Annotated in this window: 21 protein-coding genes; 13 read left to right on the top strand and 8 right to left on the bottom strand. The window is 60.5% G+C overall.

What is annotated here, in order from left to right; genetic code table 11:
- Window position 1 precedes the first annotated feature (1 nt).
- The 6 genes from glyS to glmM all read left to right on the top strand — a co-directional run bounded on the left by glyS (window position 2) and on the right by glmM (window position 9,119).
- Entirely contained in the window at window positions 2-2,185 is a 2,184-nt protein-coding gene (gene glyS, locus AC53L6_RS22320; protein ID WP_496909424.1) for a glycine--tRNA ligase subunit beta, read from the top strand.
- Between the two features lie 253 nt (window positions 2,186-2,438).
- Window positions 2,439-4,976 (top strand): putative PEP-binding protein, encoded by a 2,538-nt coding sequence (locus tag AC53L6_RS22315; protein ID WP_496909423.1) that lies wholly within the window; start codon window positions 2,439-2,441, stop codon window positions 4,974-4,976.
- Between the two features lie 154 nt (window positions 4,977-5,130).
- Entirely contained in the window at window positions 5,131-5,772 is a 642-nt protein-coding gene (locus AC53L6_RS22310; protein ID WP_299209493.1) for a cell wall hydrolase, read from the top strand.
- Window positions 5,773-5,864: 92 nt separating this feature from the next.
- Window positions 5,865-6,794: a dihydroneopterin aldolase gene (locus tag AC53L6_RS22305; RefSeq protein ID WP_496909422.1), complete on the top strand. Its 930-nt coding sequence runs from the start codon at window positions 5,865-5,867 to the stop codon at window positions 6,792-6,794.
- On the top strand, window positions 6,794-7,771 hold the full coding sequence (gene folP, locus AC53L6_RS22300) for a dihydropteroate synthase (protein ID WP_496909421.1): 978 nt from the start codon (window positions 6,794-6,796) through the stop codon (window positions 7,769-7,771). Before AC53L6_RS22305 ends, folP begins: the two co-directional genes overlap by 1 nt.
- A 1-nt stretch (window position 7,772) precedes the next feature.
- Window positions 7,773-9,119 carry a phosphoglucosamine mutase gene (glmM, locus tag AC53L6_RS22295; RefSeq protein ID WP_299209486.1) on the top strand — a complete coding sequence of 449 codons (1,347 nt, stop codon included), beginning with the start codon at window positions 7,773-7,775 and terminating at the stop codon, window positions 9,117-9,119.
- Between the two features lie 52 nt (window positions 9,120-9,171).
- On the opposite strand, the gene AC53L6_RS22290 is transcribed toward glmM, so the two are convergent.
- The 3 genes from AC53L6_RS22290 to AC53L6_RS22280 are packed head-to-tail and all read right to left on the bottom strand — an operon-like array spanning window position 9,172 to window position 10,746.
- Complete coding sequence (locus AC53L6_RS22290) at window positions 9,172-10,089, bottom strand: DMT family transporter (protein WP_496909420.1); 918 nt, start codon at window positions 10,087-10,089, stop codon at window positions 9,172-9,174.
- Window positions 10,079-10,426: an antibiotic biosynthesis monooxygenase family protein gene (locus AC53L6_RS22285; protein ID WP_299603924.1), complete on the bottom strand. Its 348-nt coding sequence runs from the start codon at window positions 10,424-10,426 to the stop codon at window positions 10,079-10,081. The genes AC53L6_RS22290 and AC53L6_RS22285 overlap by 11 nt, the downstream gene beginning before the upstream one ends.
- Window positions 10,423-10,746 carry an NIPSNAP family protein gene (locus tag AC53L6_RS22280; RefSeq protein WP_299209477.1) on the bottom strand — a complete coding sequence of 108 codons (324 nt, stop codon included), beginning with the start codon at window positions 10,744-10,746 and terminating at the stop codon, window positions 10,423-10,425. The genes AC53L6_RS22285 and AC53L6_RS22280 overlap by 4 nt, the downstream gene beginning before the upstream one ends.
- A 71-nt stretch (window positions 10,747-10,817) precedes the next feature.
- On the opposite strand from AC53L6_RS22280, the gene AC53L6_RS22275 reads away from it, so the two are divergent.
- From AC53L6_RS22275 to AC53L6_RS22265, 3 genes are read left to right on the top strand one after another with little or no spacing between them, the layout of a single operon-like run.
- Complete coding sequence (locus AC53L6_RS22275; protein WP_496909419.1) at window positions 10,818-11,501, top strand: ArsR/SmtB family transcription factor; 684 nt, start codon at window positions 10,818-10,820, stop codon at window positions 11,499-11,501.
- Window positions 11,502-11,531: 30 nt separating this feature from the next.
- Complete coding sequence (locus AC53L6_RS22270) at window positions 11,532-11,870, top strand: ArsR/SmtB family transcription factor (RefSeq protein ID WP_299703669.1); 339 nt, start codon at window positions 11,532-11,534, stop codon at window positions 11,868-11,870.
- Entirely contained in the window at window positions 11,842-12,294 is a 453-nt protein-coding gene (locus AC53L6_RS22265; protein WP_496909418.1) for an SRPBCC domain-containing protein, read from the top strand. The genes AC53L6_RS22270 and AC53L6_RS22265 overlap by 29 nt, the downstream gene beginning before the upstream one ends.
- Before the next feature lie 38 nt (window positions 12,295-12,332).
- Here the strand turns inward: AC53L6_RS22265 and ilvC are convergent, their stop codons facing one another.
- Window positions 12,333-13,355 carry a ketol-acid reductoisomerase gene (gene ilvC / locus AC53L6_RS22260; RefSeq protein WP_299546074.1) on the bottom strand — a complete coding sequence of 341 codons (1,023 nt, stop codon included), beginning with the start codon at window positions 13,353-13,355 and terminating at the stop codon, window positions 12,333-12,335.
- 133 nt (window positions 13,356-13,488) lie between these two features.
- Between ilvC and AC53L6_RS22255 the strand changes: the two genes are divergently transcribed.
- The 3 genes from AC53L6_RS22255 to AC53L6_RS22245 all read left to right on the top strand — a co-directional run bounded on the left by AC53L6_RS22255 (window position 13,489) and on the right by AC53L6_RS22245 (window position 15,642).
- Window positions 13,489-13,944 (top strand): Lrp/AsnC family transcriptional regulator, encoded by a 456-nt coding sequence (locus AC53L6_RS22255; RefSeq protein ID WP_496909440.1) that lies wholly within the window; start codon window positions 13,489-13,491, stop codon window positions 13,942-13,944.
- Entirely contained in the window at window positions 13,941-14,399 is a 459-nt protein-coding gene (locus tag AC53L6_RS22250) for an Lrp/AsnC family transcriptional regulator (protein WP_299603909.1), read from the top strand. Before AC53L6_RS22255 ends, AC53L6_RS22250 begins: the two co-directional genes overlap by 4 nt.
- 115 nt (window positions 14,400-14,514) lie before the next feature.
- Complete coding sequence (locus tag AC53L6_RS22245; RefSeq protein ID WP_496909439.1) at window positions 14,515-15,642, top strand: aminotransferase class V-fold PLP-dependent enzyme; 1,128 nt, start codon at window positions 14,515-14,517, stop codon at window positions 15,640-15,642.
- 39 nt (window positions 15,643-15,681) lie between these two features.
- Here AC53L6_RS22245 and AC53L6_RS22240 read toward each other — a convergent pair whose 3' ends face one another.
- Window positions 15,682-16,887 (bottom strand): UbiH/UbiF family hydroxylase, encoded by a 1,206-nt coding sequence (locus tag AC53L6_RS22240; RefSeq protein ID WP_496909417.1) that lies wholly within the window; start codon window positions 16,885-16,887, stop codon window positions 15,682-15,684.
- 62 nt (window positions 16,888-16,949) lie between these two features.
- Window positions 16,950-17,597: a pyrimidine 5'-nucleotidase gene (locus tag AC53L6_RS22235; protein WP_496909416.1), complete on the bottom strand. Its 648-nt coding sequence runs from the start codon at window positions 17,595-17,597 to the stop codon at window positions 16,950-16,952.
- A gap of 105 nt (window positions 17,598-17,702) precedes the next feature.
- On the opposite strand from AC53L6_RS22235, the gene AC53L6_RS22230 reads away from it, so the two are divergent.
- Window positions 17,703-18,356: a GntR family transcriptional regulator gene (locus AC53L6_RS22230; RefSeq protein ID WP_299209450.1), complete on the top strand. Its 654-nt coding sequence runs from the start codon at window positions 17,703-17,705 to the stop codon at window positions 18,354-18,356.
- On the opposite strand, the gene AC53L6_RS22225 is transcribed toward AC53L6_RS22230, so the two are convergent.
- Both AC53L6_RS22225 and carA read right to left on the bottom strand, forming a co-directional pair.
- The gene (locus AC53L6_RS22225; protein WP_496909415.1) at window positions 18,353-20,242 is read right to left on the bottom strand and encodes a glycosyltransferase; all 1,890 of its coding nucleotides are present in this window, start codon (window positions 20,240-20,242) and stop codon (window positions 18,353-18,355) included. The two genes, AC53L6_RS22230 and AC53L6_RS22225, sit on opposite strands and share 4 nt — an antisense overlap.
- A gap of 81 nt (window positions 20,243-20,323) precedes the next feature.
- Window positions 20,324-21,472: a glutamine-hydrolyzing carbamoyl-phosphate synthase small subunit gene (gene carA, locus AC53L6_RS22220; protein WP_496909414.1), complete on the bottom strand. Its 1,149-nt coding sequence runs from the start codon at window positions 21,470-21,472 to the stop codon at window positions 20,324-20,326.
- Window positions 21,473-21,643 lie beyond the last annotated feature (171 nt).

The following is a 21,643-nucleotide window of genomic DNA, read 5'->3' as shown; positions in this document are numbered from 1 at the left end:
AATGCCTGACCTTCTGATCGAACTCTTCTCCGAAGAAATCCCTGCTCGTATGCAAAAGCGCGCAGGCGAGGACCTGCAAAAGCTGGTCACAAACGGTCTGGTCGAGGCGGGGCTGACCTACGCCTCGGCCGCCGCCTTCACCACGCCGCGCCGCCTGACGCTGACGGTCGAAGGTCTGCTGGATCAAAGCCCCACCACGCGGGAAGAGCGCAAAGGCCCCAAGGCCGACGCCCCCGAAAAAGCGATCGAAGGGTTCCTGCGCGGCGCGGGCCTGACCCGCGATCAGGTGGAAGAACGCGAGACGCCCAAGGGCAACGTGCTCTTTGCCGTCATCGAAAAGCCGGGGCGCCCCGCGGCCGAGATCATTGCCGAGGTGCTCGAGGCGACCGTCCGCACCTTCCCATGGCCCAAATCCATGCGCTGGGGCACCGGCGCGCTAAAATGGGTGCGTCCTCTGCACTCCATCCTCTGCATCCTGACGGATGAGGCAGGGCACAAAGTCGTGCCGGGCGACGTCGACGGCATCACCTTCAGCGACACGACCGAAGGGCACCGCTTCATGGCCCCGGGCCGCTTCCCCGTCACGTCCTTTGATGACTACAGCGCCAAACTGGCCCGCGCCCACGTGGTGCTGGACGCCTCCGAACGGGCCAACACCATCTGGAACGATGCCACCAACGCGGCCTTTGCATCCGGCCTTGAAGTGGTCGAGGACAAGGGCCTTTTGGTCGAGGTCGCTGGGCTTGTCGAATGGCCCGTGGTCCTGATGGGCAAGATCGGCGACGACTTCTTGGACCTGCCGCCCGAAGTTCTGCAAACCTCGATGAAAGAGCATCAGAAATTCTTCTCGGTGCGGAACCCCAAAACGGGCCGGATCGAACGGTTCATAACGGTTGCCAACCGCGAAACGGCAGACAACGGCGCCACGATTTTGGCGGGCAATGAAAAGGTGCTGAGCGCAAGGCTCGCGGATGCAAAATTCTTCTGGGAGAATGACTTGCGCACCGTTCGTGAAGTTGGACTTGAAGGCATGGCAAAGCCATTGGCTGACGTCACCTTCCACAACAAACTTGGGTCTCAAGCCGAGCGTGTCGCCCGGATCGAAGCACTGGCCCGTGAACTTGCGCCAGTGGTCGGTGCCAAACCTGACCTCGCCGCCGAGGCCGCCCGGATTGTCAAAGCCGACCTCGCGTCCGAAATGGTCTATGAATTCCCTGAATTGCAAGGGATCATGGGAAAATATTACGCCGAGGCCGCAGGTCACGACGATGGCGTGCCTGAAGCTTGCGGCGAACACTATTCGCCGTTGGGGCCGTCCGACGATGTGCCGACAGGGCCCATTTCAGTAGCAGTTGCGCTTGCCGACAAATTAGATACGTTGACCGGCTTCTGGGCGATTGATGAGAAACCGACAGGCAGCAAAGACCCGTTTGCTCTACGCCGCGCTGCGCTGGGCGTCATTCGTTTGATATTGGAGAACGAGTTTTCCTTCTCGTTGCTAATGCACATGGGGGGAGCGGTAAACTTTCACATGGTTTTGGACGGTCCAATATCCGGCGAACCTGCGACTGAATTGGCCGAGCAGATCGGCATTGGCGCGCGGATAGCTGGAGAAGACCAACCTGGTGCCTTGGTTCTTGATGATCCATATGGCTTGCCGCTTGAGGTACTGTCCTTCTTCCACGACCGCCTCAAAGTCTATCTCCGCGACCAGGGCATCCGGCACGACATCATCGACGCCTGCATAGCGATGCCGAACAATGACGACCTCACCCTCCTCGTCAAACGGGCTCGTGCCCTCTCGGAAACCCTCGCCACCGACGATGGCGAAAACCTGATCCAGGGCTTCAAACGCGCCAACAACATTCTCACCCAAGCCGAAGAAGCGGATGGTGTCGAATACTCCTACGGCGCCGACATCAAATTCGCCGAGGAACCGCAGGAAACCGCCCTGTTCGAAGCCCTCGATACCGCCGAGGCCAAGATCGCCCCGGCGATGGAGGCACAGGATTTCACAACCGCCATGCAAGCCATGGCATCCCTGCGCGGCCCCATCGACGCCTTCTTCGAGGCGGTGCAGATCAACGCGAAAAACCAAACCGTCCGCCGCAACCGCCTCAACCTGCTCAGCCGCATCCGCACGCTTTGCCTGTCGGTCGCAGACCTCACCAAGGTAGAAGGCTAGGGCACCGACCCCACTCTTCCCTGTTTCAAAAAATCCCGGGGGTGAGGGCGCAGCCCAAGGGGGCTGGCCCCCTTCCAACGCCCGAAAACCGTTGCGCTCACCCACTTTTCTGCGCGCGCGCCCGGTGTACAGGGGGTGTACGGATGCTGCACGGGGGGTGCCCCCCTGTCACAGGCCAAAAGTCGCGCACGCTAAACCCTTGTGTGGTCAAGGTTTACGGCTATGCTGCGCCTCGCAAAGGAGCGATGCCGCAGTGCAGAATAACCCGAACACCACCCTGGTCACCCCCACCGCCCCCATCACCACTGAAACCCATGGCGGACGGGCGAAATGCCTGCAACGGCTGACCAGGCTTGACCTGCCGGTCCCTCCCACGGTGGCGCTGTCTTTCGACGCCGTGCACGACATCGCCAGTGGCCATCTCCCTGATATTCCAGCGATTCTCGACCAATTCCCGGACGAGGCGCTGCTCTGCGTCCGCCCCTCGTCCGAGGACCCGGATTGGGGCGGCCCCTCCGCCATCCTTAATGTCGGCATGAACAAAACACGGTACGCGGCGCTCTGTGACACGCTTGGTGCTGACGCAGCCGCGGCATTGTTCACGCGCTTCGTGCAAAGCTACGCCATCCATGTCGATCGCCTGGACCCGGACATGTTCGATGACGTGACGGGCGAAGGCCCGGACGCGCTGCGACAGACCTTGGAAGCTTATGAAATTGAAACGGAATTCGCGTTTCCAGCAACGCAGGCCGAGCAACTGGCAGGCGTTCTCAAATCCATGGCCCGTGCGTGGGAAGGCACCTCCGCCCGCCTGCTGCGGCAGGCGAAAGGCGCCCCGGCGGAAGCAGGTCTGGGCCTGATCGTACAGCAAATGGCCTTTGGCGTCGGGCAGGGCGAAAGCGGCTCGGGCGTCCTGCAGCTGGTGTCGTCAAAGACCGGCATGCCGCAGATCACGGGGCGCTATTTGCGCCAAAGCCAGGGGCGCGACGCCCTGCGGAGCGATGCAAAGTCGCTATTCATCACACGAGACCCCCGTGGCCCCTCATTTGAGGAGCTGGTGCCGGATGTTTTCGCCCAATTGGTTGAGCATGCCCGCCTGATGCGCACCAAACTGCGCGAAGAGATGCAGGTCGAATTTACCATTGAAAACGGGGGTTTGCACATTCTTGATGGTGTGCGCGTGGCGCGCTCTTCCCGCGCAGCGGTTCGGATCGCCGTACAGCTTGCGCGTGACGGAATCATTCCGCGGCAAGAGGCACTGATGCGGATCGAACCGCGCGCACTGAACGAGTTGTTGCACCGGCAGGTGGATCGCCATGCCAAGCGGGATATCCTGGGAACCGGCATTGCCGCTAGCCCTGGTGCTGCCACAGGCAAGCTGGTCTTTTCCTCCAATGAAGCACAAGCAAGTGCAGCTCGAAACGAAGATTGCATCCTCGTCCGCCGCGAAACCTCGCCTGAGGATATTCGGGGTATGCATGCGGCCAAGGCCGTTATCACTGAACGTGGCGGGATCACCAGCCATGCGGCTGTGATCGGGCGCGGCATTGGACTGCCTTGCGTGGTGGGGGTGAGCGACATTCGCTTCCAGACCCGCAAAGGGCTGTTGACGACGCCGGACGGGCGCACAGTCGCCGCGGGCGACGTCGTCACCGTGGACGGCACCAATGGTACGATCCTTTTGGGCGCGCCCAAGATGCAGGAAGCGGCCCTTGATGACGCGTTCACCGACCTGATGGATTGGGCCGACGCCGAGCGCGATATCGACATCCGCGCCAATGCCGACACTCCAGCCGACGCCAAAACCGCAAGTAATTTCAATGCCCAAGGAATCGGTCTGTGCCGGACAGAGCACATGTTCTTCGAGCCGGGTCGACTGACGCTCATGCGTGAGATGATCTTTGCCGAAACCAGCGACGACAGGCGGGCGGTGCTGGAACGGCTCTTGCCCATGCAGCGGACTGACTTCAACCAGCTTTTCCGCATCATGCAGGGCAAGCCGGTTTGTATCCGCCTGTTTGACCCGCCGCTGCACGAATTTCTGCCCACCGATCGCAACGGTCAACGCGAGCTTGCCGATGCGCTGAACCTGCCCCTGTCCGATGTCACCCGTCGGATCGAGGCGATGACTGAATATAACCCGATGCTCGGTCTGCGCGGCGTGCGTCTTGGCGTGACCGTCCCCGAGATTTACGATATGCAGGCCCGTGCGATTTTCGAAGCAGCGCTTGATGCTGGCCGTGACCGTGCACCAGTCGTACCCGAGATCATGATCCCGCTGGTGAGCGCCAAGAGAGAGGTCGAGTTGGTGCGCACACGCGTCGACGCAATTGCGGCAGCCGTTGCAGCTGAAAGGGGAGAGGACTTTGACTACCGTCTTGGCGTCATGGTCGAAACACCACGTGCGGCATTGCGGGCGGGTGACATCGCGCAGCACTGTAGCTTCCTGTCCTTTGGCACGAACGACCTGACACAGATGACATATGGATTGTCGCGGGACGATGCTGGGCGGTTCATGTCCGACTATGTCCGGCAAGAGGTCTTTGTCGAAGACCCGTTTCACTCTCTCGATATCGATGGTGTCGGCGAGTTGCTCAAACTTGGTTCAGAACGCGGGCGGGCGGCCAGGCCGGACGTGACGCTGTCCATATGCGGTGAACATGGCGGCAACCCCGAATCAATCGCCTTCTGTCGGCAGGCTGGTTTTGACTATGTTTCGTGTTCTCCGTTCAGGGTTCCGGTGGCTCGGCTGGCTTCCGCTCAATTGGCAATTTCCCACAAAATCGGGTAGGTTTCCGCTCCATTCGCCACAGTATGCTGAGGCGTCTCACAAGCGATATCGCGCCCACGCATAGCGGCCATGTGCGACCAAATCGCCCAAAAACTGGACGAACTGGTCAATTTTCCCTAAATGCCGCTGATCGGAAACGATCCTGGGGTGATCAATGCGACGTTTGGTAAAGGCGCTGCTGGCATGGTCCATGCTGGCAGGGACGCAGCTTGCTGCGGCAGATGCCGAGAATACGAGTGTAACTGGTGAGGCGTTGCGAAACGCGGAGAATCGTGGATTGCGAGGTGTGCCGTCAACACGGCTTGCGGCTTTGCTGACGGAACCGGACAGGAATACCGACATATCGTTTTCGCGCAGCTGGGTTGATGCACAGCCCAAAGCCTTGGGTGATGCACATTGGCGGTGCCTGAGCGAGGCGCTGTATTTCGAAGCCCGTGGCGAAACGGTCAAAGGGCAGTTTGCCGTGGCCGAGGTTATCATGAACCGGGTGCGCAGCGCGCGTTTCCCCGACAATGTCTGCGGTGTGATCAATCAGGGCACGGGTCGCAAGTACCAATGCCAATTCACCTATACCTGCGATGGCGCGCCGGAAACCATCCGCGAGCAACGCGCATTTGAGCGTGTGTCCAAAGTGGCCCGCACCGTTCTGGATGGTCGTGCGCCTGCCCTGACAGAAGGTGCCACGCACTACCACACGACTGCTGTGCGCCCGCGCTGGAGCCGCGTTTACACCAAGACCGCAGCGATCGGTGTGCATGTCTTTTACCGTCACACCTTCCGCACCGCCTCAAACTGACGTTTTCGGGCCGAAGGGCGGCGTCTTTGCCCCTGTCCCCGCGGGGACAGCTTGGGTAGAAGGGCGCAACTTTGACTGCATAGGTCCGCATCATGGCGTCCGAAATCCGTCTTGCCTTTTCCCATCCGTCTGAACGGTCGGAAGCAACTGCCACATCAGCGCCGCTGGATCGCATCTCGGTCCGTGATCACACGGTCGAGGTCGAAATAGGCGCCTTTCAGGCCGAGCGTGGGGTCACACAGCGCATCTGTTTCAACATCGTGGTCGAGGTGCGCCCGCTCACCGGACCGATTGATGACGACGTGGATCGAATCCTGTCCTACGACAAGGTGACTGAGGCGATCGCCTATGAACTGGCCGCCGAACGTCTGAACCTGCTTGAAACCCTGTCCGAACGTGTGGCCGACCGCATCCTGATGGAACCGCAGGCGATGCGTGTCTTTGTCCGCATCGAGAAACTGGACCGTGGCCCGGGCGCGCTGGGGGTCGAGATTGTGCGCAGCCGGGGCACGGCCCGTCCAGTCGCGACCGAGGATATGGAAGAGGACGTGATGCACCCCGAACTGGTGTATCTGTCGAACGACGCTATTGCCTCGGACAATTTGAGCGGTTGGATTGACCAACTTGAGGCGATGGGCCGCCCGCTGATCTTCTGTGTTGGGCCCGCCGATATTGACGCGCCTGAGGCCAGCCACCCGCTGGCGCAACGGCGCATCGACTTGCTCGCCATCGAACAGAATGCGTGGGTGCTCGCGGCCCGTGATTCGCGGTGCAAGGTCGTGGACACCCGGACCGAGCTGGATTGGGCCATGCGGAACGGTCAGGCCTGCGTCTGGGCGCCCTCCAAGATCGTTTTGGATGCGGTGGACGGCCCCTCTGCTAAAGGCGCGGATGCTGTCGCATTGGCATCTTGGTTTGCAGCCACGTTTGATGTTCTGGAAATGCTTGTGATTGGCGATGATGGTCCCAAGGATGCCCCGGTTGCTTTGCGCGCGGTTCCCGTGGATCAGGCCAAGCTGTAATGCGGTATGTCCGCCCGTTGATGCAGGTGGGACCAGCCCGTCCGGATGAGGCGATTGTCTTTGGCGGGTGCTGGTTCACACATGTCGAAACCCTGTCACGTACCGACGCCGCACATATCGTTCCGGTGTCTGACCTAACAGATGTCGAAGGCGCGCGGTTTCGAGATTCTGGGTCTGCGCCGCAGATCATGGGCATCCTGAATACTACACCCGACAGCTTCTCGGACGGGGGACAGCACAACGCGCGCCACGATGCAGTAGCGCATGGTCAGGCGTTGATAAAGCAGGGCGCAGATATCCTCGATATCGGGGGCGAAAGCACCCGGCCGGGCGCTGCAACAGTGGACATGGATGAAGAGATCGCGCGCACTGCGCCGGTGATCCGCGACCTGCGCGCTGCAGGCGTGACCACGCCCATCTCTATTGATACGCGCAAGGCTGCGGTCGCAGAGGCGGCGCTGGATGCCGGTGCGTCCATTGTCAACGATGTTTCGGGCTTTATCTACGATCCTGCTCTTGCCACGCTCTGCGCCACGCGCGGTGTGCCTGTTTGCGTGATGCATGCGCAGGGTGATCCGCAGACCATGCAGGACAACCCGGTCTACGATGATGTTCTGCTGGACGTGTACGACTTTCTGGCCGCACGGATTTCGGCATTGCAGGCGGCGGGCATTGCCAGGGACAAGATCATCGCTGACCCCGGCATCGGGTTTGGCAAAACGCTGGATCACAACCTGACCCTGCTGAACCGGATCAGCCTGTTTCACAGTCTTGGTGTGCCGATCCTTTTGGGCGCGTCGCGCAAGCGGTTCATAGGCACCATCGGCAACGCGCCCGAAGCGTCCGCCCGTGCGCCCGGTTCGGTGGCTGTGGCCCTTGCCGCCCTTGCCCAAGGGGTGCAGATCATTCGTGCGCATGACGTTGCCGAACACGCGCAGGCCATTGCGCTGTGGCGCGCTTCCGTGGCACATCGCTAACATGACAAAGCTTTTTGGGACGGACGGCGTCCGGGGCACGGCCAACACCGCGCCCATGACGGCCGAGATGGCACTGCGCATCGGTGCGGCAGTGGGGCGGTACTTTCGGAGGGATGGCGACAGTGTGCACCGCGTGGTGATCGGCAAGGACACGCGCCTGTCGGGCTACATGTTTGAAAACGCGCTGACGGCAGGTCTGACCAGCACCGGCATGAATGTCTTGCTGCTGGGGCCGGTGCCAACGCCCGCCGTCGGGTTGCTGACGCGATCCATGCGGGCCGATCTGGGCGTGATGATTTCAGCCAGCCACAACCCCGCCCATGACAACGGTATCAAGTTCTTTGGTCCCGATGGCTACAAGCTGAGCGATGCGGCGGAAGCGGAAATAGAAAACCTTGTATCCCAAGGGGTTGACCCTGTCCCCGCGGGGACAATCGGGCGTGCGAAGCGGATCGATGACGGTCGCTTCCGCTATGTGGAACGTGTGAAATCCTCGTTCCCGCGTCAGATGCGGCTGGACGGACTGAAGGTGGTTGTGGATTGCGCGAATGGCGCCGCCTACCGCGTGGCACCCGAAGCCCTTTGGGAACTTGGGGCCACGGTCATCCCGGTCGGGGTGGCGCCGAACGGGCACAATATCAACGAGGGATGCGGGTCCACCCAGCCCCAAACGGCAGCGGAAGCGGTTGTGGCGCATGGCGCCGATGTCGGCATTTGCCTTGATGGGGATGCTGACCGGGTCATCCTGCTGGACGAAAAGGGGCGTGTGGGCAACGGCGATCAGTTCATGGGCCTCATGGCGGCCCGCTGGGCGGCTGAGGGGCGGCTCAAGGGCAATGCGCTTGTCGCGACAGTCATGTCCAATCTGGGCCTTGAGCGCTTCCTTCAAGGGCGCGGTGTTGGTCTGGAGCGCACGGGTGTGGGCGACCGCTACGTGGTTGAACGCATGCGCGAGGGTGGCTTCAATCTGGGCGGTGAGCAATCGGGTCACATCGTGATGACCGACTACGCCACGACTGGCGATGGGCTTATGGCGGGGCTGCAATTCCTGGCGGAACTGGTGCAGTCCGGCAAGCAGGCCAGCGAGGTACTGCATGTTTTTGACCCCGTTCCTCAACTTCTCAAGAATGTGCGTTTCGCTGCCGGGCAGGCTCCGCTGGATATGGACAGCGTCAAGACGGCCATCACCGAGGCCGAGGGCCAGTTGAATGGCAACGGTCGGTTGCTGATCCGCAAATCCGGGACCGAGCCGCTGATCCGGGTTATGGCGGAAAGTGAAGACGAAACCGTGCTTAACGCCAGTGTGGAGCACGTCGTCAAAGCGGTAGAGGCAGCCGTCGCGCCGTGATTTCAACCGGGCGCCCCCCGGGGCCGGTGTACTTGGCGAAATGAAGCTGGGATCAGCGTGCGAACAACCGCTGCAATGCGCCGTATTGGCTGAGGCCCACACCGGCGAGGATCAGCAACATGGCCCAAAGCAGGCTTGGGGGCAGTGGTTCGTTCAGGAGTGCAGCGCCCATGACGACGGACCAGACCGGCACCTGGTAGTTCGTGATTGACATGAAGACTGGTCCTGCGCTGCGGACCACCAAGACGCGCAGCATGTTGGCCGCGGCTGTGGGGATCAGCCCGAGAAAGGCGATGACCACGACAGTCTGCGTGTTCGGCAGGGGCGGCGGCCCCTCAACAATCCAGGCGGCGGGCAGCACGATCAGAGCGGCGATCAGCAGCAGAACAGTCGAAAGCCCGATCGGATCCACCGGCGGCAGGCGCCGCATCAGGATGGATGAGATGCCGTAGCAGCTGGCGGCCCCGATGCAGGCAATCCGTCCAGCAGTCTCTAACTGCGCACCGCTGGCCTCAAAAGCTTGGCCGCCGATCAGGATACAGACCCCTACAAACCCGATGACAAAGCCGAGGCTACGTCGCAGGGTCATGCGTTCGCCAGGAACCAGCAGATGTGCCAGCGGCAGTACGATCAGCGCGACGGATGCCATCGAAACGCCGGCAAAGCCTGAGGTGACATATTGCTGGCCCCATGCCAGCAGCATGAAAGGGATCGCGGAACTGAACCCGCCAATTGCACCCAATGACAACCACGTGCCCGGCGGCACGGGGTCTTTAAACAAGCGGGCACCAAGTGCAGTCCAAATGGCGACCATCAATATGGCGGCAAAGCAAATGCGCCCAGCGGCCAGCCAGAACGGGGTGATCCCGGTCAGGGCAATCTCGGTCACCAGAAAAGTGCCACCCCAGGTGAAACCGAGGATGGCCACCATCACCCAACTGGCGGCGGTGATGCGCGGGCTATCGGTCATGCAGCGCCTTGCTGTCGGCGGGCGCCTCGTCTCGTTCCGTCATGCCATAGTCACGGATCACCCCCGCCACACGTAGGCGGTAGTTGTCGAAATGGATATCGCGGCCTGCGGATTGTGCGTCGCGGTGTTCCGGCAGCTTGCGCCAATGTTCGAGGGCGGCCTCGTCTTCCCAGAACGACAGCGACAGCAGCTTGCCCGGCTCCACGAGGCTCTCGAATCTCTCGACAGAAATGAACCCGGGGATATCGCCAAGGTGTTCTTTGAGCGCGGCAGCCCGGTTCAGATAAGGGGTGCGATGCCCGTCCTTGGGCCAAACCTCGAAGATGACAGCGATCACGTGGAACCTCCCTGCGGCATTGAGACGTTGGTCAGCCATGTCCGATCTTCTTTGAGAATGAATTTCTCGGATTGTGCAAACAGGTAATTCTCACGTCCCAGCGGGTCTGCGGCGAGGCGGGCGCGGTATTCTTCGTAAGCGGCAAGGTTTTCAATGTGATAGATGCCATAGGCGAGCGTGGATGATCCTTCGTGGGGCGCAAAATATCCCACAAGGTCTGCGCCGCAGCGTGGGATCGCTTCGCCCCATCGTTGACCATACTCGGCAAAGGCCGCGCGTTTGGTTGGGTCGATCTGATATTGAATGATGCAGGTCAGCATGTGGGGTCCTTTCTTTCGCGCCGCCGGTGTAGCACTTTGACTTACGTCAATACTTCGGTTACCATCGAACTATGAAAGAAGGTCCAGATATCTCGCAAATCGCGGCGCTGATCGGCGATCCGGCGCGTGCCAATATCCTCACCGCCTTGATGGACGGGCGCGCATTGACCGCGTCCGAATTGGCCGAAGAAGCGGGCGTGGGGTTGTCCACGGCCAGTGGGCATTTGTCCAAGCTGACGGACGCGGATCTGGTCAGCCCGCGCAAATCAGGGCGTCACAAATACTTTCATCTTGCGGATGCCGAGGTTGCGGGTGTGCTGGAAGCGCTGATGGGATTGGCCGCACGGCGTGGCGCCACGCGGGTGCGGACAGGGCCGAAGGATGCTCAGATGCAGGTGGCGCGGGTGTGTTACAATCACTTGGCCGGACGGATGGGGGTGCAGATGTATCGCAGCCTGATCGCGCGTGACGTGCTGGCTGAAGATGGTGAAGACGTCATACTGACCGGGACTGGGCGCGACTTTGCATCCGGGTTCGGCATTGATCTGGCGGCGCTGGAGAAGGGGCGGACCCTTTTGTGCCGGACCTGCCTTGACTGGTCCGAACGGCGCAACCATCTGGCCGGTTCCCTTGGTCGTGCCATGCTGACCCGGATGGAGGGGCAAGGGTGGATGCGACGGGATGCGGGCAGCCGCGCCGTTTTGATGACACCCAAGGGGCAACAGGCGTTTGCAGCTGCATTTCCACGACTTTGACAAACCGTAAGTCATCGCTTACCGTAAGTCATGGCTTACGAAGAATCGCTTGCAGCCCTTTCTGATCCAACACGGCGATCCGTGTTCGAGGCAGTGGCCCATTCGCCCAGTTCAGTTGCAGTTCTTGCGCGCAACCTTCCTGTATCTCGACCGGCGGTTTCACAGCATTTGAAGGTTCTGTCAGATGCTGGCTTGGTTTATGCGCGCGCCGAGGGAACGCGGCGCATCTACTCGGTCAGGGCCGAAGGACTCGCGGAGTTGCGGGCCTATCTTGATCAGTTCTGGGATGCGGTGATGCAGGGGTTTGCCGAGGATGTTCAGCAAATGGAGAGCACGGCGCATGACCAGTCCAATCATCAAAACAATTGACGTACCATGTGCGGCTGACCGTGCATTCGATATCTTTGTCACTCGAATTGCGACATGGTGGCCGATGGATCGGCACGCTGTGTCTGTCGCGACAGGGAAAGCTGCGCTTGCAGTGACAATCGAACCGCACGTGGGCGGGGCGGTGTATGAGACGATGTATGACGGTACACGCAGTGACTGGGGCAAAGTGCTGGAGTTCGAGGTGGGCCGAAATCTGGCAATGACTTGGCACCCGGGCAGCAATGCGGATTCCGCAACACGCGTTGATATTCAGTTCGATGCGATCAACGAGGCCAAGACGCGTGTCACGCTGACCCATAGCGGTTGGGAAGTCTGGGCAGATGAGGCCCACGCCAAGCGTGAGAACTATGACAGCGGTTGGGATTTCGTATTGGGCGAGCGTTACGCCGCCGCTGTTGGATGAAAAAGGCGCCCAATTGGGCGCCTTTTCCGTAGGACAACTCAGTTCTTGGACTTGTCGACCATCTTGCCAGCCGAGATCCACGGCATCATGCCGCGCAGCTTCTCGCCCGTTTCTTCGATCTGGTGTTCGTCGTTGATGCGACGTGTGCCTTTGAAGAAGGGCTGACCAACGGCGTTTTCCTGCATGAAATCGCGCACGAACTTGCCGGTCTGGATGTCGGTCAGGATTGCCTTCATCCGTGCCTTAGTCTCGTCGTAGGGCAGAACGCGTGGGCCGGAGACGTATTCGCCATACTCAGCAGTGTTAGAGATCGAGTAGTTCATGTTGGCGATGCCGCCTTCGTAGATCAGGTCCACGATCAGCTTCACTTCGTGCAGGCATTCGAAATAGGCCATCTCGGGTGCGTAGCCCGCCTCAACCAGCGTCTCGAAGCCCATGCGGATCAGCTCGACCAGACCACCGCAGAGAACGGCCTGTTCACCGAAGAGGTCGGTTTCGCATTCTTCGCGGAAGTTGGTTTCGATGATGCCCGAGCGGCCGCCACCGATAGCGGAGCAGTAGGACAGACCGATTTCCAGAGCACGGCCGGATGCGTCCTTATCGACGGCTACCAGGCAGGGCACGCCGCCGCCTTTGACATATTCGCCGCGCACGGTGTGGCCGGGGCCCTTGGGCGCCATCATCACCACGTCGATGCCGGGCTTGGGTTCGATCAGGCCGAAGTGGACGTTCAGACCGTGAGCGAACGCGATGGCGGCACCTTCGCGGATGTTGTCGTGCACGTATTTCTTGTAGGTTTCGGCCTGCAGTTCATCGGGCATTGTGAACATGATCAGGTCGGCCCAGGCTGCCGCCTCGGCGATGCCCATCGTTTTCAGGCCTTCGCCTTCTGCCTTGGCGATGGATGCCGAGCCTTCGCGCAGGGCGACGACGACGTTCTTGGCACCCGAGTCGCGCAGGTTCAGCGCGTGGGCGTGGCCTTGGGAGCCGTAGCCGAGGATGGCCACGTTCATGTCCTTGATCAGGTTGATGTCGCAATCGCGGTCATAATACACGCGCATGTTGGTCCCTCCGGGTTTGGTTGCTGAGGGGCGTTATACTCAGGCTATTGCCTCTGGTCAGCGTTGTATTTTGAGTTTATTTAGCAAGATGAAGGTAGTTTCATGCGTCAAATAAATGAAAGACGGGAAAATCATGTTAGATGATGCGGATCGTCGTATCCTGCGGCAATGGCAGTCCGACCCGACGCTTGCCCCCGCGGAACTGGCGGAACGCGCACGGGTCAGTCCAGGGCAACTTGTGCGACGGCAGGCCAAGCTGCGCGATGCGGGATTGGTCAAGTCGGTGCAGGCCTTGATCGATTGGGCTGCACTGGGTTACGCGGTCGAGGTGTCCTTGCGCGTCACGTTGGATAAGACACAAGCGCGTGCCTTCGATGACTTCATCGAAGCAGCACGAGAGGTGCCCGAAGTCATCGAAATCCAGACCTTTCTGGGGCGTGTGGACGTACGCCTGTCCGTCATCGCGCGCGACATGCCGCACTATCAGCACCTTTATCGCAGCCGTATCCTGACCTTGCCCCATATCGCGGATATCGAGGCTCTGATGCAGGTGGCGCGGATCAAGAGTGATGAGGCATTGCCGCTGTGATCGATCTTGATGATACGGATTTCGCCATTCTGCGTTTGTTGGTCGACGACGCGGGGCAGGGGGCAGGAGCCATCGGGCGGGCTTGTGGGCTTTCGCAGCCTGCCGCATGGCGGCGCATCAAGCGGTTGCGCGAGGCTGGCGTGATCCGTGGACAACGGTTGAGCCTTGATGCGGAAAAGCTGGGTTTCGGTGTGACAGTTTTTCTGGGGGTGAAGTTGGCGACCAAGGGTCGGGTGAGCCTTGAGGATTTTGAACGCGCGGTCTCGGCCATCCCTGAAGTGCAGACCGTTGAGCATGTGCTGGGGCTGTATGACTACCGCCTGCGGGTGGTGGCGCGCGACTTACCTGACTTTGAGCGCGTGCTGCGGCGCCGGATCATGACATTGCCCGGCGCAGGTGAGGTTGAAGCAAACGTTCTGCTGAGTGAAGAGCGCCGACCGGGGCCCATCGGCTGAAAACCGTTCCCATAGGCGACGCGCCATGCCGCACTGCCGCGAATGTATACGGTGATAGGCTTTGTTCTGCCCGACCCAAGCCGCTATGTCCTGCTGAAAGAGAAAGGACCGCATGATGCCCGCATTGCTTGATACCGTTGATCCGCAAGGTCTTGAGGAGTTTTCCGTCGTTTTCACCGACCGTTCGCTCAATCATATGAGTGCGGCGTTTCAGGGCGTGATGAACGATATCTCGTTCATGCTGAAAGAGGTCTATGCCGCTGATGCCGTTGTCGTGGTGCCGGGCGGCGGTACCTTTGGGATGGAGGCCGTGGCCCGCCAGTTCGGGCGCGGCGCAGATGTGCTGGTGGTGCGCAACGGATGGTTTTCCTACCGCTGGAGCCAGATTTTCGAAACCGGGGGGCTGACCGGCAATACCACCGTGTTGAAAGCGCGGCAGACCGGAAACGCGTCGCCGTCGCCTTTTGCCCCGGCCCCGATCGACGAGGTCGTGACAACCATTCGCGATCAGAAACCGGATGTGGTTTTTGCCCCGCATGTTGAGACAAGTGCCGGAGTGATCCTGCCCGACGACTATGTGGCGGCGATGGCGGCGGCCGCGCACGAGGTTGGTGCGTTGATGGTTCTGGATTGTATTGCGTCGGGCTGTGCGTGGGTGGATATGCGTGCACTGGGCGTCGATGTGCTGATCTCTGCCCCGCAAAAGGGCTGGAGTGCCTCGCCCTGTGCTGGCTTGGTGATGTTATCTGCGCGCGCAGTGGCACGGATGGAAGAGACAACATCCGACAGCTTTGCCATTGATCTCAAGAAGTGGCACCAGATTATGCAGGCCTATGAAAACGGTGGTCATGCGTACCATGCGACGATGCCAACAGATGCGCTGCGTGATTTCCGTGACACAATGGTTGAGACGCAAGCGTACGGGTTCGACAAGTTGAAGGACGCGCAATGGGCGTTGGGCAATGCCGTGCGGGCCATGCTGGCTGAGAAAGGTGTGACGTCGGTTGCGGCGGATGGGTTTGGCGCTCCGGGTGTGGTGGTGAGCTACACCGCCGATCCGGATGTGCAGACCGGCAAGCGTTTTGCTGCGCAGGGCATGCAAATCGCTGCGGGGGTGCCTTTGCAATGTGATGAGCCCGCTGATTTCCGGACGTTCCGCATCGGGCTATTTGGTTTGGACAAACTTTATGACGTGGACCGCACGGTCGCGCGGCTCTGGCGTGTCGTAGATCAGGTTCTGTAAGGCGCACGTGCCATGCGCCCGGCGGACCAAGGGTCCGCCTTACCCCGCGCGTCGTACGCCCAACCCCAATTCCATCAGTGATTTGCGGATAGGAGTGATCTCATGCAACGCGTTCAGGCCGAGCGCCCTTGCATCGCGAGCCAGTGGTGATGTGGCCTGGCTTGCCCGGTTCAAGAGGTCGATGCCCGTCACGCGCATGCGGATATCGCCATAGCGCGCCTTATGGTAGCGGGCGAGCATTGCCGCATCCCCCAGGTTTTCGGGTTGATCCATCACCAGATCGAGCAGCGTCGCGGTATCGGCTAGCGACATGTTCAACCCCTGCGCCCCAATCGGCGGTACGACGTGGGCGGCCTCGGCAATCAGAGCCACGCGTGTGCCGCTCAAACGTTCGGCAATCTGGCTGATGATCGGCCAGATCGTGCGGCGCGAGGCGAGGGTGAGCGGCCCGAGTATATGGCAACTGCGTTCGGTCATCTCTGCTTCGAATTCCGCGGTCTCCAACGCCATGCGGGCCACCGACTTTGCACCGTCATCCATCCACACAACGGCTGAGCAAGGCATGCCTTCGTGGTCTGGCAGCGGAACGAGCGTGAACGGACCACCCGTGCGGTGCACTTCGGTCGAGACATTGTCGTGCGGAATTGTATGCGTGACGGCAAAGGCCAGTGCCTTTTGACCATAGCGCTTGGTTGTGACCCCAATTCCGGCTGCCTGTCGCACGGGCGAGTTGCGGCCATCCGCGGCCACAACCAGTTTGGCTTTGATACTTGTTCCGTCGCTCAGCGTGACCCGCGCTTCTGCTGTGCGACCCAGGAAGCGGCTGGTGCCGGTTCCCGGTTGGAAGTCGACATTTGGCAGGGCATCAAGTCTTGCCACCAGTTCGCGCCGCAAGCGCCAGTTGGGAAAGTTCCAGCCAAAGGGCAGATCAGACACGTCCGACGCACGGAAGGATTTGACCTCGCGTGCCGCACCTGTGTCGGTGGCGGCGTCAGCGATGCGCATCACCTCAAGTGCCGCGCCGTGCGGGGCGAGCGCGTCCCAAACGCCCGCACGCTCAAGCAAGTCACGCGCCGGTTGCAGCATCGCCGTGGTGCGCATGTCCGAACCTTCGGCCTCACGCTCTGTCACGGGTGGGGCTGGATCAACGCAGATGACATTGAGCCCTGCCGAACCAAAGGCAGCCGCGGCGGTCAGACCCGCAATGCCGCCGCCGGAAATCAGGATGTCACAGGTTTTGGTCATATCGCACCTCCGATACAGGCAAACTATGCCGCCCGGTCCCGGTGCCAAGGTGGCATCCTGTCCTACCCGGTAAGTCGGGACAGGAACTCTGCTAGGTCATCGGTGTGGTAATGAATGTGGTCCCCATCGGCCCGTGCTGGGGCCACGTGAACGGTGCGCATACCCATGGCATGGGGCGCCGCCAGGTTCCGAGGTTCATCCTCGAACATCGCACCGCGTTCGGGGTTCAGTCCGTCACGGGCAAAGACGCGATCGAACGCGGCGCGGTCCGGCTTGGGCTGAAAATCCGCATGTTCGATACCATAGATCGCATCGAACTTGCCCGACAGCCCGCGTGCGGCCAGTACCCGTTCGGCATAGGGCGCGCATCCGTTTGTGTAGACTATCTTGCGACCGGGCAGCGTATCGATCCGCGCGGCCAGATCGGCGTCGGGTGACAGCTGATCGAAGGAGATGTCGTGCACATCTTCGAGAAATGGCAGCGGGTCGATCTCGTGTTCCCGCATCAGCCCGGCAAGCGTCGTGCCGTGGGTGCGCCAATAATGCTTGCGCAGGCGATCAGCCTCGGCGCGCGAGACCTTCAAAGCCTCCATGACATAGGCGGCCATCCGCACTTCGATTTGATCAAAAAGGCGTACCGCAGGCGGGTAGAGTGTATTGTCCAGGTCAAAGACCCAGGAGTGTACATGTGCAAAATCATCAGCTGGCATGGGGTCGTGGATAGGCGTGGCGCGCCCGGTACGCAAGTGCTTGGGGTTGCGTGAATATGGGCGTGCACACTATGGTTTGGAAATTCAATGACTTGCGAGGATGCCATGCGCGCCGCACGCCCGACACATACCGATGCCTATTCCATGATCCTCGAAGCGATCGACATCGGCACCTACCGGCCCGGTGACCGGTTGGTGGAAAGCGAGCTGGCGGAACGGTTTGGCGTGTCGCGGACGCCTGTGCGCGAGGCCCTGCAACGGTTGGAAACGCAGTCCCTGCTGTCGCGTGACGGGCGCAGCCTGATCGTTGCCTCGCTCGATCACAACCAGATGTCCGAATTGTACGTTGTACGGCGTGAGCTTGAGGGCTTGGCTGCATCACTGGCCGCACAGCATGCGACGGCGGAAGAGGTGCGCATCCTGCGCGAGATGGTGGAGGCCGACAATGCGTTGATCAATGATCCGCCTGCGCTTGCACGCGCGAACCGGCGGTTCCATACGCAGATCCATCTTGCGTCACACAACCGCTACCTTGTTCAACAGCTTGACCTTGTGCACAGGACCATGGCGCTGATGGCGACCACGTCGCTGGCTGCGGATGGGCGCACGCGCATCGCCCAGGATGAACATGACCGTATCGTACGCGCGATCGAGGCCAAGGACGAAGCCGAGGCAGGGCAGGCGCTGCGCGATCATATCTCGGTCGCGTTCATGACCCGATTGAAGCAGGATGCAGAGACGCGGCGCGACGAAGCCTAATCCGCGTTCTTGATCGGTTCGACTACATCGCCACTGGCGGTGCCGTGCTGGGTTTTGTCCCAATAGAACGGGGCGCGCACCAGTTCGTAGATGGCCTTGTAGCTGGCGATGGCGCCGAGCGGGAAATAGAACGGCACGGTCAGAACCCAAGGCAGGAGATGACGGTGATCACGGTCCGATACTGCAAGCATCCCGATGGCCATGTTCAACAATTCCGCTGCTATGAAGAATGATGCGGCGGACCAGAGAGCGGTTTCGCCCAGTGTCGCCGTAACCGGGTGTGGCAGGCCCGCGGCGGGCAGCCAGAAGCTCCAAAGCAATGGGAGCGCCGCGAACTGCGAGACCGTGGCCAGAAACATCGCCTGTACGCCGAGAAACTTTTTGAAGCCAAGATCACGCAAGAGCTCCTTGGGGCGCCGCATGTGTACGCAATAGGTAATAAAAAAACCTTTGATCCAGCGAGATCGCTGTTTCACCCAAGGCCAGGCGCGACAGTTTGCTTCTTCATAGGTGACAGTGGGGATCAATTCGGTGCGGTAACCACGGCGTGCCAGTCGTATGCCGAGGTCCGCGTCTTCGGTTACATTGTGTGCATCCCAACCGCCCAATTCGTCGAGGATCGCACGCCTGAAGAACAGAGTCGTGCCGCCCAGGGGCAAAACCAGCCCAAGACGTTGGACACCGGGCAGTACCAGCCGCCACCAGCTTGCGTATTCTATCGTGAAGCAGCGCGCGAGCCAGTTGTGCCGAGCGTTGTAGTAGTCAAGCATACCCTGCAGGCATGCAACGTCAGGGCCCGCAGCCGCAAATTTTGATACGACCTTTTCAATCTGATCCGGTTCGGGCGCATCTTCGGCGTCCCATACTCCGATGATTTCGCCCTTGCAGAAGTCCAGCGCGTAGTTGAGAGCGCGGGGTTTCGTGGTGATGGTGCCGTCATCGGGCACTTCGACGACGCGCATCCATTTTGGCAAACGCGTGCGGGCGAGGGTTGCACGTGTCACGCTGTCCTTGGATTCGAGGACCAGAACAACATCCAGCAAGGCCTTGGGATATGTCAGGCGGGACAGGCGTGTGATCAGCGCCTCCGCGATCCGCTCTTCGTTGAACAAGGGAACCATTACAGAGACGCGGGGCAAGCGGCCGGCCAACGGCGTGGAAACAGGTTCGGGTTGCGCGGGCAAACGGTGCATCAGCCGGGCAACGACCGCGGCCAGTTTAAGCCCCGTTGTCAGTGCCAGTGTAAACACCGCCCAGCCAATCAGTGCCGTTGCGGTCCAGGCGGGAAACAGCACCAGAGACAGCATCAAAAGAGCCAGCAAAGTGAGTGCGGCGAACATGCTTGGGGTCCATGTACGGCAACTGACCTCTTGCGGTACTTTGTGCGCGGCCTGATGTGCAAGCTGCACGCCATAGATCAAGGTGATTTGGTCGTGGATTTGGTCGATGGATGCGATGACCGGCAACAGCGTGATGGAGGATTGATCGAGCATGTGGCTTACTTCTGACAGCTGATCCGGCCGGGCCGTAGCCACCAGAAGCGTATTGCCGATCCAACGCCATGGCACGACACCAAAGTGTTGGCATATCTGTGCAGGCATGGCCTGTTTCATCAGCGGATTGGGTGGATCGATGGCCAGATCTACACGGTCTGCATCGTGTTGCACCGCAAGTGCGGCCAGCACGTCATCAGGCTCAACATGTCCTTCGGCCACCAGTATCTCGCCCAGCGGAGCATCGAGCTGATGTTGCAGTGCGAGCGCCTCAAGCAAGGTAGTCTGGCTGATCAGTCCGGCGTTTACCAACTGTCGTCCCACGGGCACAGCAGGACGCACAGGCCGGGTCACCGGCTGTGGATAAGACAGACGTAATAGCGGATCGCTCATTGCGGGTCCCAGGCTCAGGAACCTTCAGCAATGGCGTCTCGTGGTTAACAGGTCGTTAAGACTGTTGTAATCGCTTGGTTTTCAACGGGCGCGAGCGGCCATTGCCTCAGCAAACCGCTCGAACAGGTAGTAGCTGTCTTGGGGGCCGGGGCTGGCCTCCGGATGATATTGCACGGAATAGACCGGCTTGCCTTCGACGCGGATACCGCAGTTGGACCCGTCAAAGAGTGATGTATGTGTTTCCACAACGCCCTCTGGCAATGTTTGTGCATCAACCGCAAAGCCGTGGTTCATCGACGTGATCTCGACCTTGCCGGTATCGAGGTCCTTCACAGGGTGGTTTGCTCCGTGGTGACCGTGGTTCATCTTGACCGTCTTGGCCCCAAGGGCGAGGGCCAGCATCTGGTGGCCGAGGCAAATCCCAAAGACGGGCACGTCCTTGTCCAGAACATCCTTGATCATGGGCACGGCATATTCGCCTGTGGCTGCGGGATCCCCTGGGCCATTCGACAGGAATACACCGTCGGGCTCGTGCGCCATCACCTCGTCGGCTGTTGCGGTTGCTGGCAGCACGGTAACATCACACCCGGCGGAGGCAAGGCAGCGCAGGATGTTGCGTTTTGCGCCGTAATCTACTGCAACAACCTTGAATTTAGGGTCTTTCTGCGGGGTGTAGCCGTCAGGCCAAGCCCAGCGTTTTTCGTTCCAGCGGTACGACTGGGCGCAGGTGACGTCCTTGGCCAGATCCATGCCTTCCAGCCCTGTAAAGTCGCGGGCAGAAGCGACCAGCGCTTCGATATCAAAAACACCATTAGGGTTGTGGGCAAGGGCGACGTGCGGGGCGCCGGCCTGCCGGATGGCCCGGGTCAGGCGTCGTGTGTCGACACCGCCAATTGCAATGCGCCCCCGCGATGCCAACCAGCCCGACAGCCCTTCGGCTGCGCGCCAGTTCGACGGGTCAGTGGGCATCCACTTGACGACCATGCCGGACGCGACCGGATCACCCGTTTCGTCATCTTCCGGGTTCACGCCCACATTGCCGATGTGAGGGAAGGTGAAGGTGACGATCTGGCCGGCATAAGAGGGATCGGTCATGATCTCCTGATAGCCGGTCATGGCGGTGTTAAAGCACAGTTCAGCCTGTGTTTGACCGGTCGCCCCGAAGCCTTGTCCGTAGAACAGGGTGCCATCGGCGAGGGCAAGGCATGCGGTGGGTTTGGCGGGGGTCATGGCAGGGCTTCCTGATGCGGGCAAAGACAGCGGGTGCAGGCAAATTGGGCGGAAACTAATGTGGGGGGTGGTATTGGTCAAGCCTATTGGTGAATTTACTTTATTGTTTTAAATCAGTAATTTACAGAGTTGGCGTGCCCTTGCTTCAACCTGGCGTATCACGTACCTTAA

It is taken from the genome of Tateyamaria sp. LSS28, assembly GCF_059611725.1.
The sequence above is the reverse complement of the archived record's forward strand: the minus strand, read 5'-3'. Positions and strand labels throughout refer to the sequence as shown.

Coding starts and splice junctions, on each gene's coding strand:
- glyS (WP_496909424.1), top strand. CDS start 2: ATGCCTGACCTTCTGATCGAACTCTTCTCCGAAGAAATCCCTGCTCGT.
- AC53L6_RS22310 (WP_299209493.1), top strand. CDS start 5,131: ATGCGACGTTTGGTAAAGGCGCTGCTGGCATGGTCCATGCTGGCAGGG.
- AC53L6_RS22305 (WP_496909422.1), top strand. CDS start 5,865: ATGGCGTCCGAAATCCGTCTTGCCTTTTCCCATCCGTCTGAACGGTCG.
- folP (WP_496909421.1), top strand. CDS start 6,794: ATGCGGTATGTCCGCCCGTTGATGCAGGTGGGACCAGCCCGTCCGGAT.
- glmM (WP_299209486.1), top strand. CDS start 7,773: ATGACAAAGCTTTTTGGGACGGACGGCGTCCGGGGCACGGCCAACACC.
- AC53L6_RS22290 (WP_496909420.1), bottom strand. CDS start 10,089: ATGACCGATAGCCCGCGCATCACCGCCGCCAGTTGGGTGATGGTGGCC.
- AC53L6_RS22280 (WP_299209477.1), bottom strand. CDS start 10,746: ATGCTGACCTGCATCATTCAATATCAGATCGACCCAACCAAACGCGCG.
- AC53L6_RS22275 (WP_496909419.1), top strand. CDS start 10,818: ATGAAAGAAGGTCCAGATATCTCGCAAATCGCGGCGCTGATCGGCGAT.
- AC53L6_RS22270 (WP_299703669.1), top strand. CDS start 11,532: ATGGCTTACGAAGAATCGCTTGCAGCCCTTTCTGATCCAACACGGCGA.
- AC53L6_RS22265 (WP_496909418.1), top strand. CDS start 11,842: ATGACCAGTCCAATCATCAAAACAATTGACGTACCATGTGCGGCTGAC.
- ilvC (WP_299546074.1), bottom strand. CDS start 13,355: ATGCGCGTGTATTATGACCGCGATTGCGACATCAACCTGATCAAGGAC.
- AC53L6_RS22255 (WP_496909440.1), top strand. CDS start 13,489: ATGTTAGATGATGCGGATCGTCGTATCCTGCGGCAATGGCAGTCCGAC.
- AC53L6_RS22245 (WP_496909439.1), top strand. CDS start 14,515: ATGCCCGCATTGCTTGATACCGTTGATCCGCAAGGTCTTGAGGAGTTT.
- AC53L6_RS22240 (WP_496909417.1), bottom strand. CDS start 16,887: ATGACCAAAACCTGTGACATCCTGATTTCCGGCGGCGGCATTGCGGGT.
- AC53L6_RS22235 (WP_496909416.1), bottom strand. CDS start 17,597: ATGCCAGCTGATGATTTTGCACATGTACACTCCTGGGTCTTTGACCTG.
- AC53L6_RS22230 (WP_299209450.1), top strand. CDS start 17,703: ATGCGCGCCGCACGCCCGACACATACCGATGCCTATTCCATGATCCTC.
- AC53L6_RS22225 (WP_496909415.1), bottom strand. CDS start 20,242: ATGAGCGATCCGCTATTACGTCTGTCTTATCCACAGCCGGTGACCCGG.
- carA (WP_496909414.1), bottom strand. CDS start 21,472: ATGACCCCCGCCAAACCCACCGCATGCCTTGCCCTCGCCGATGGCACC.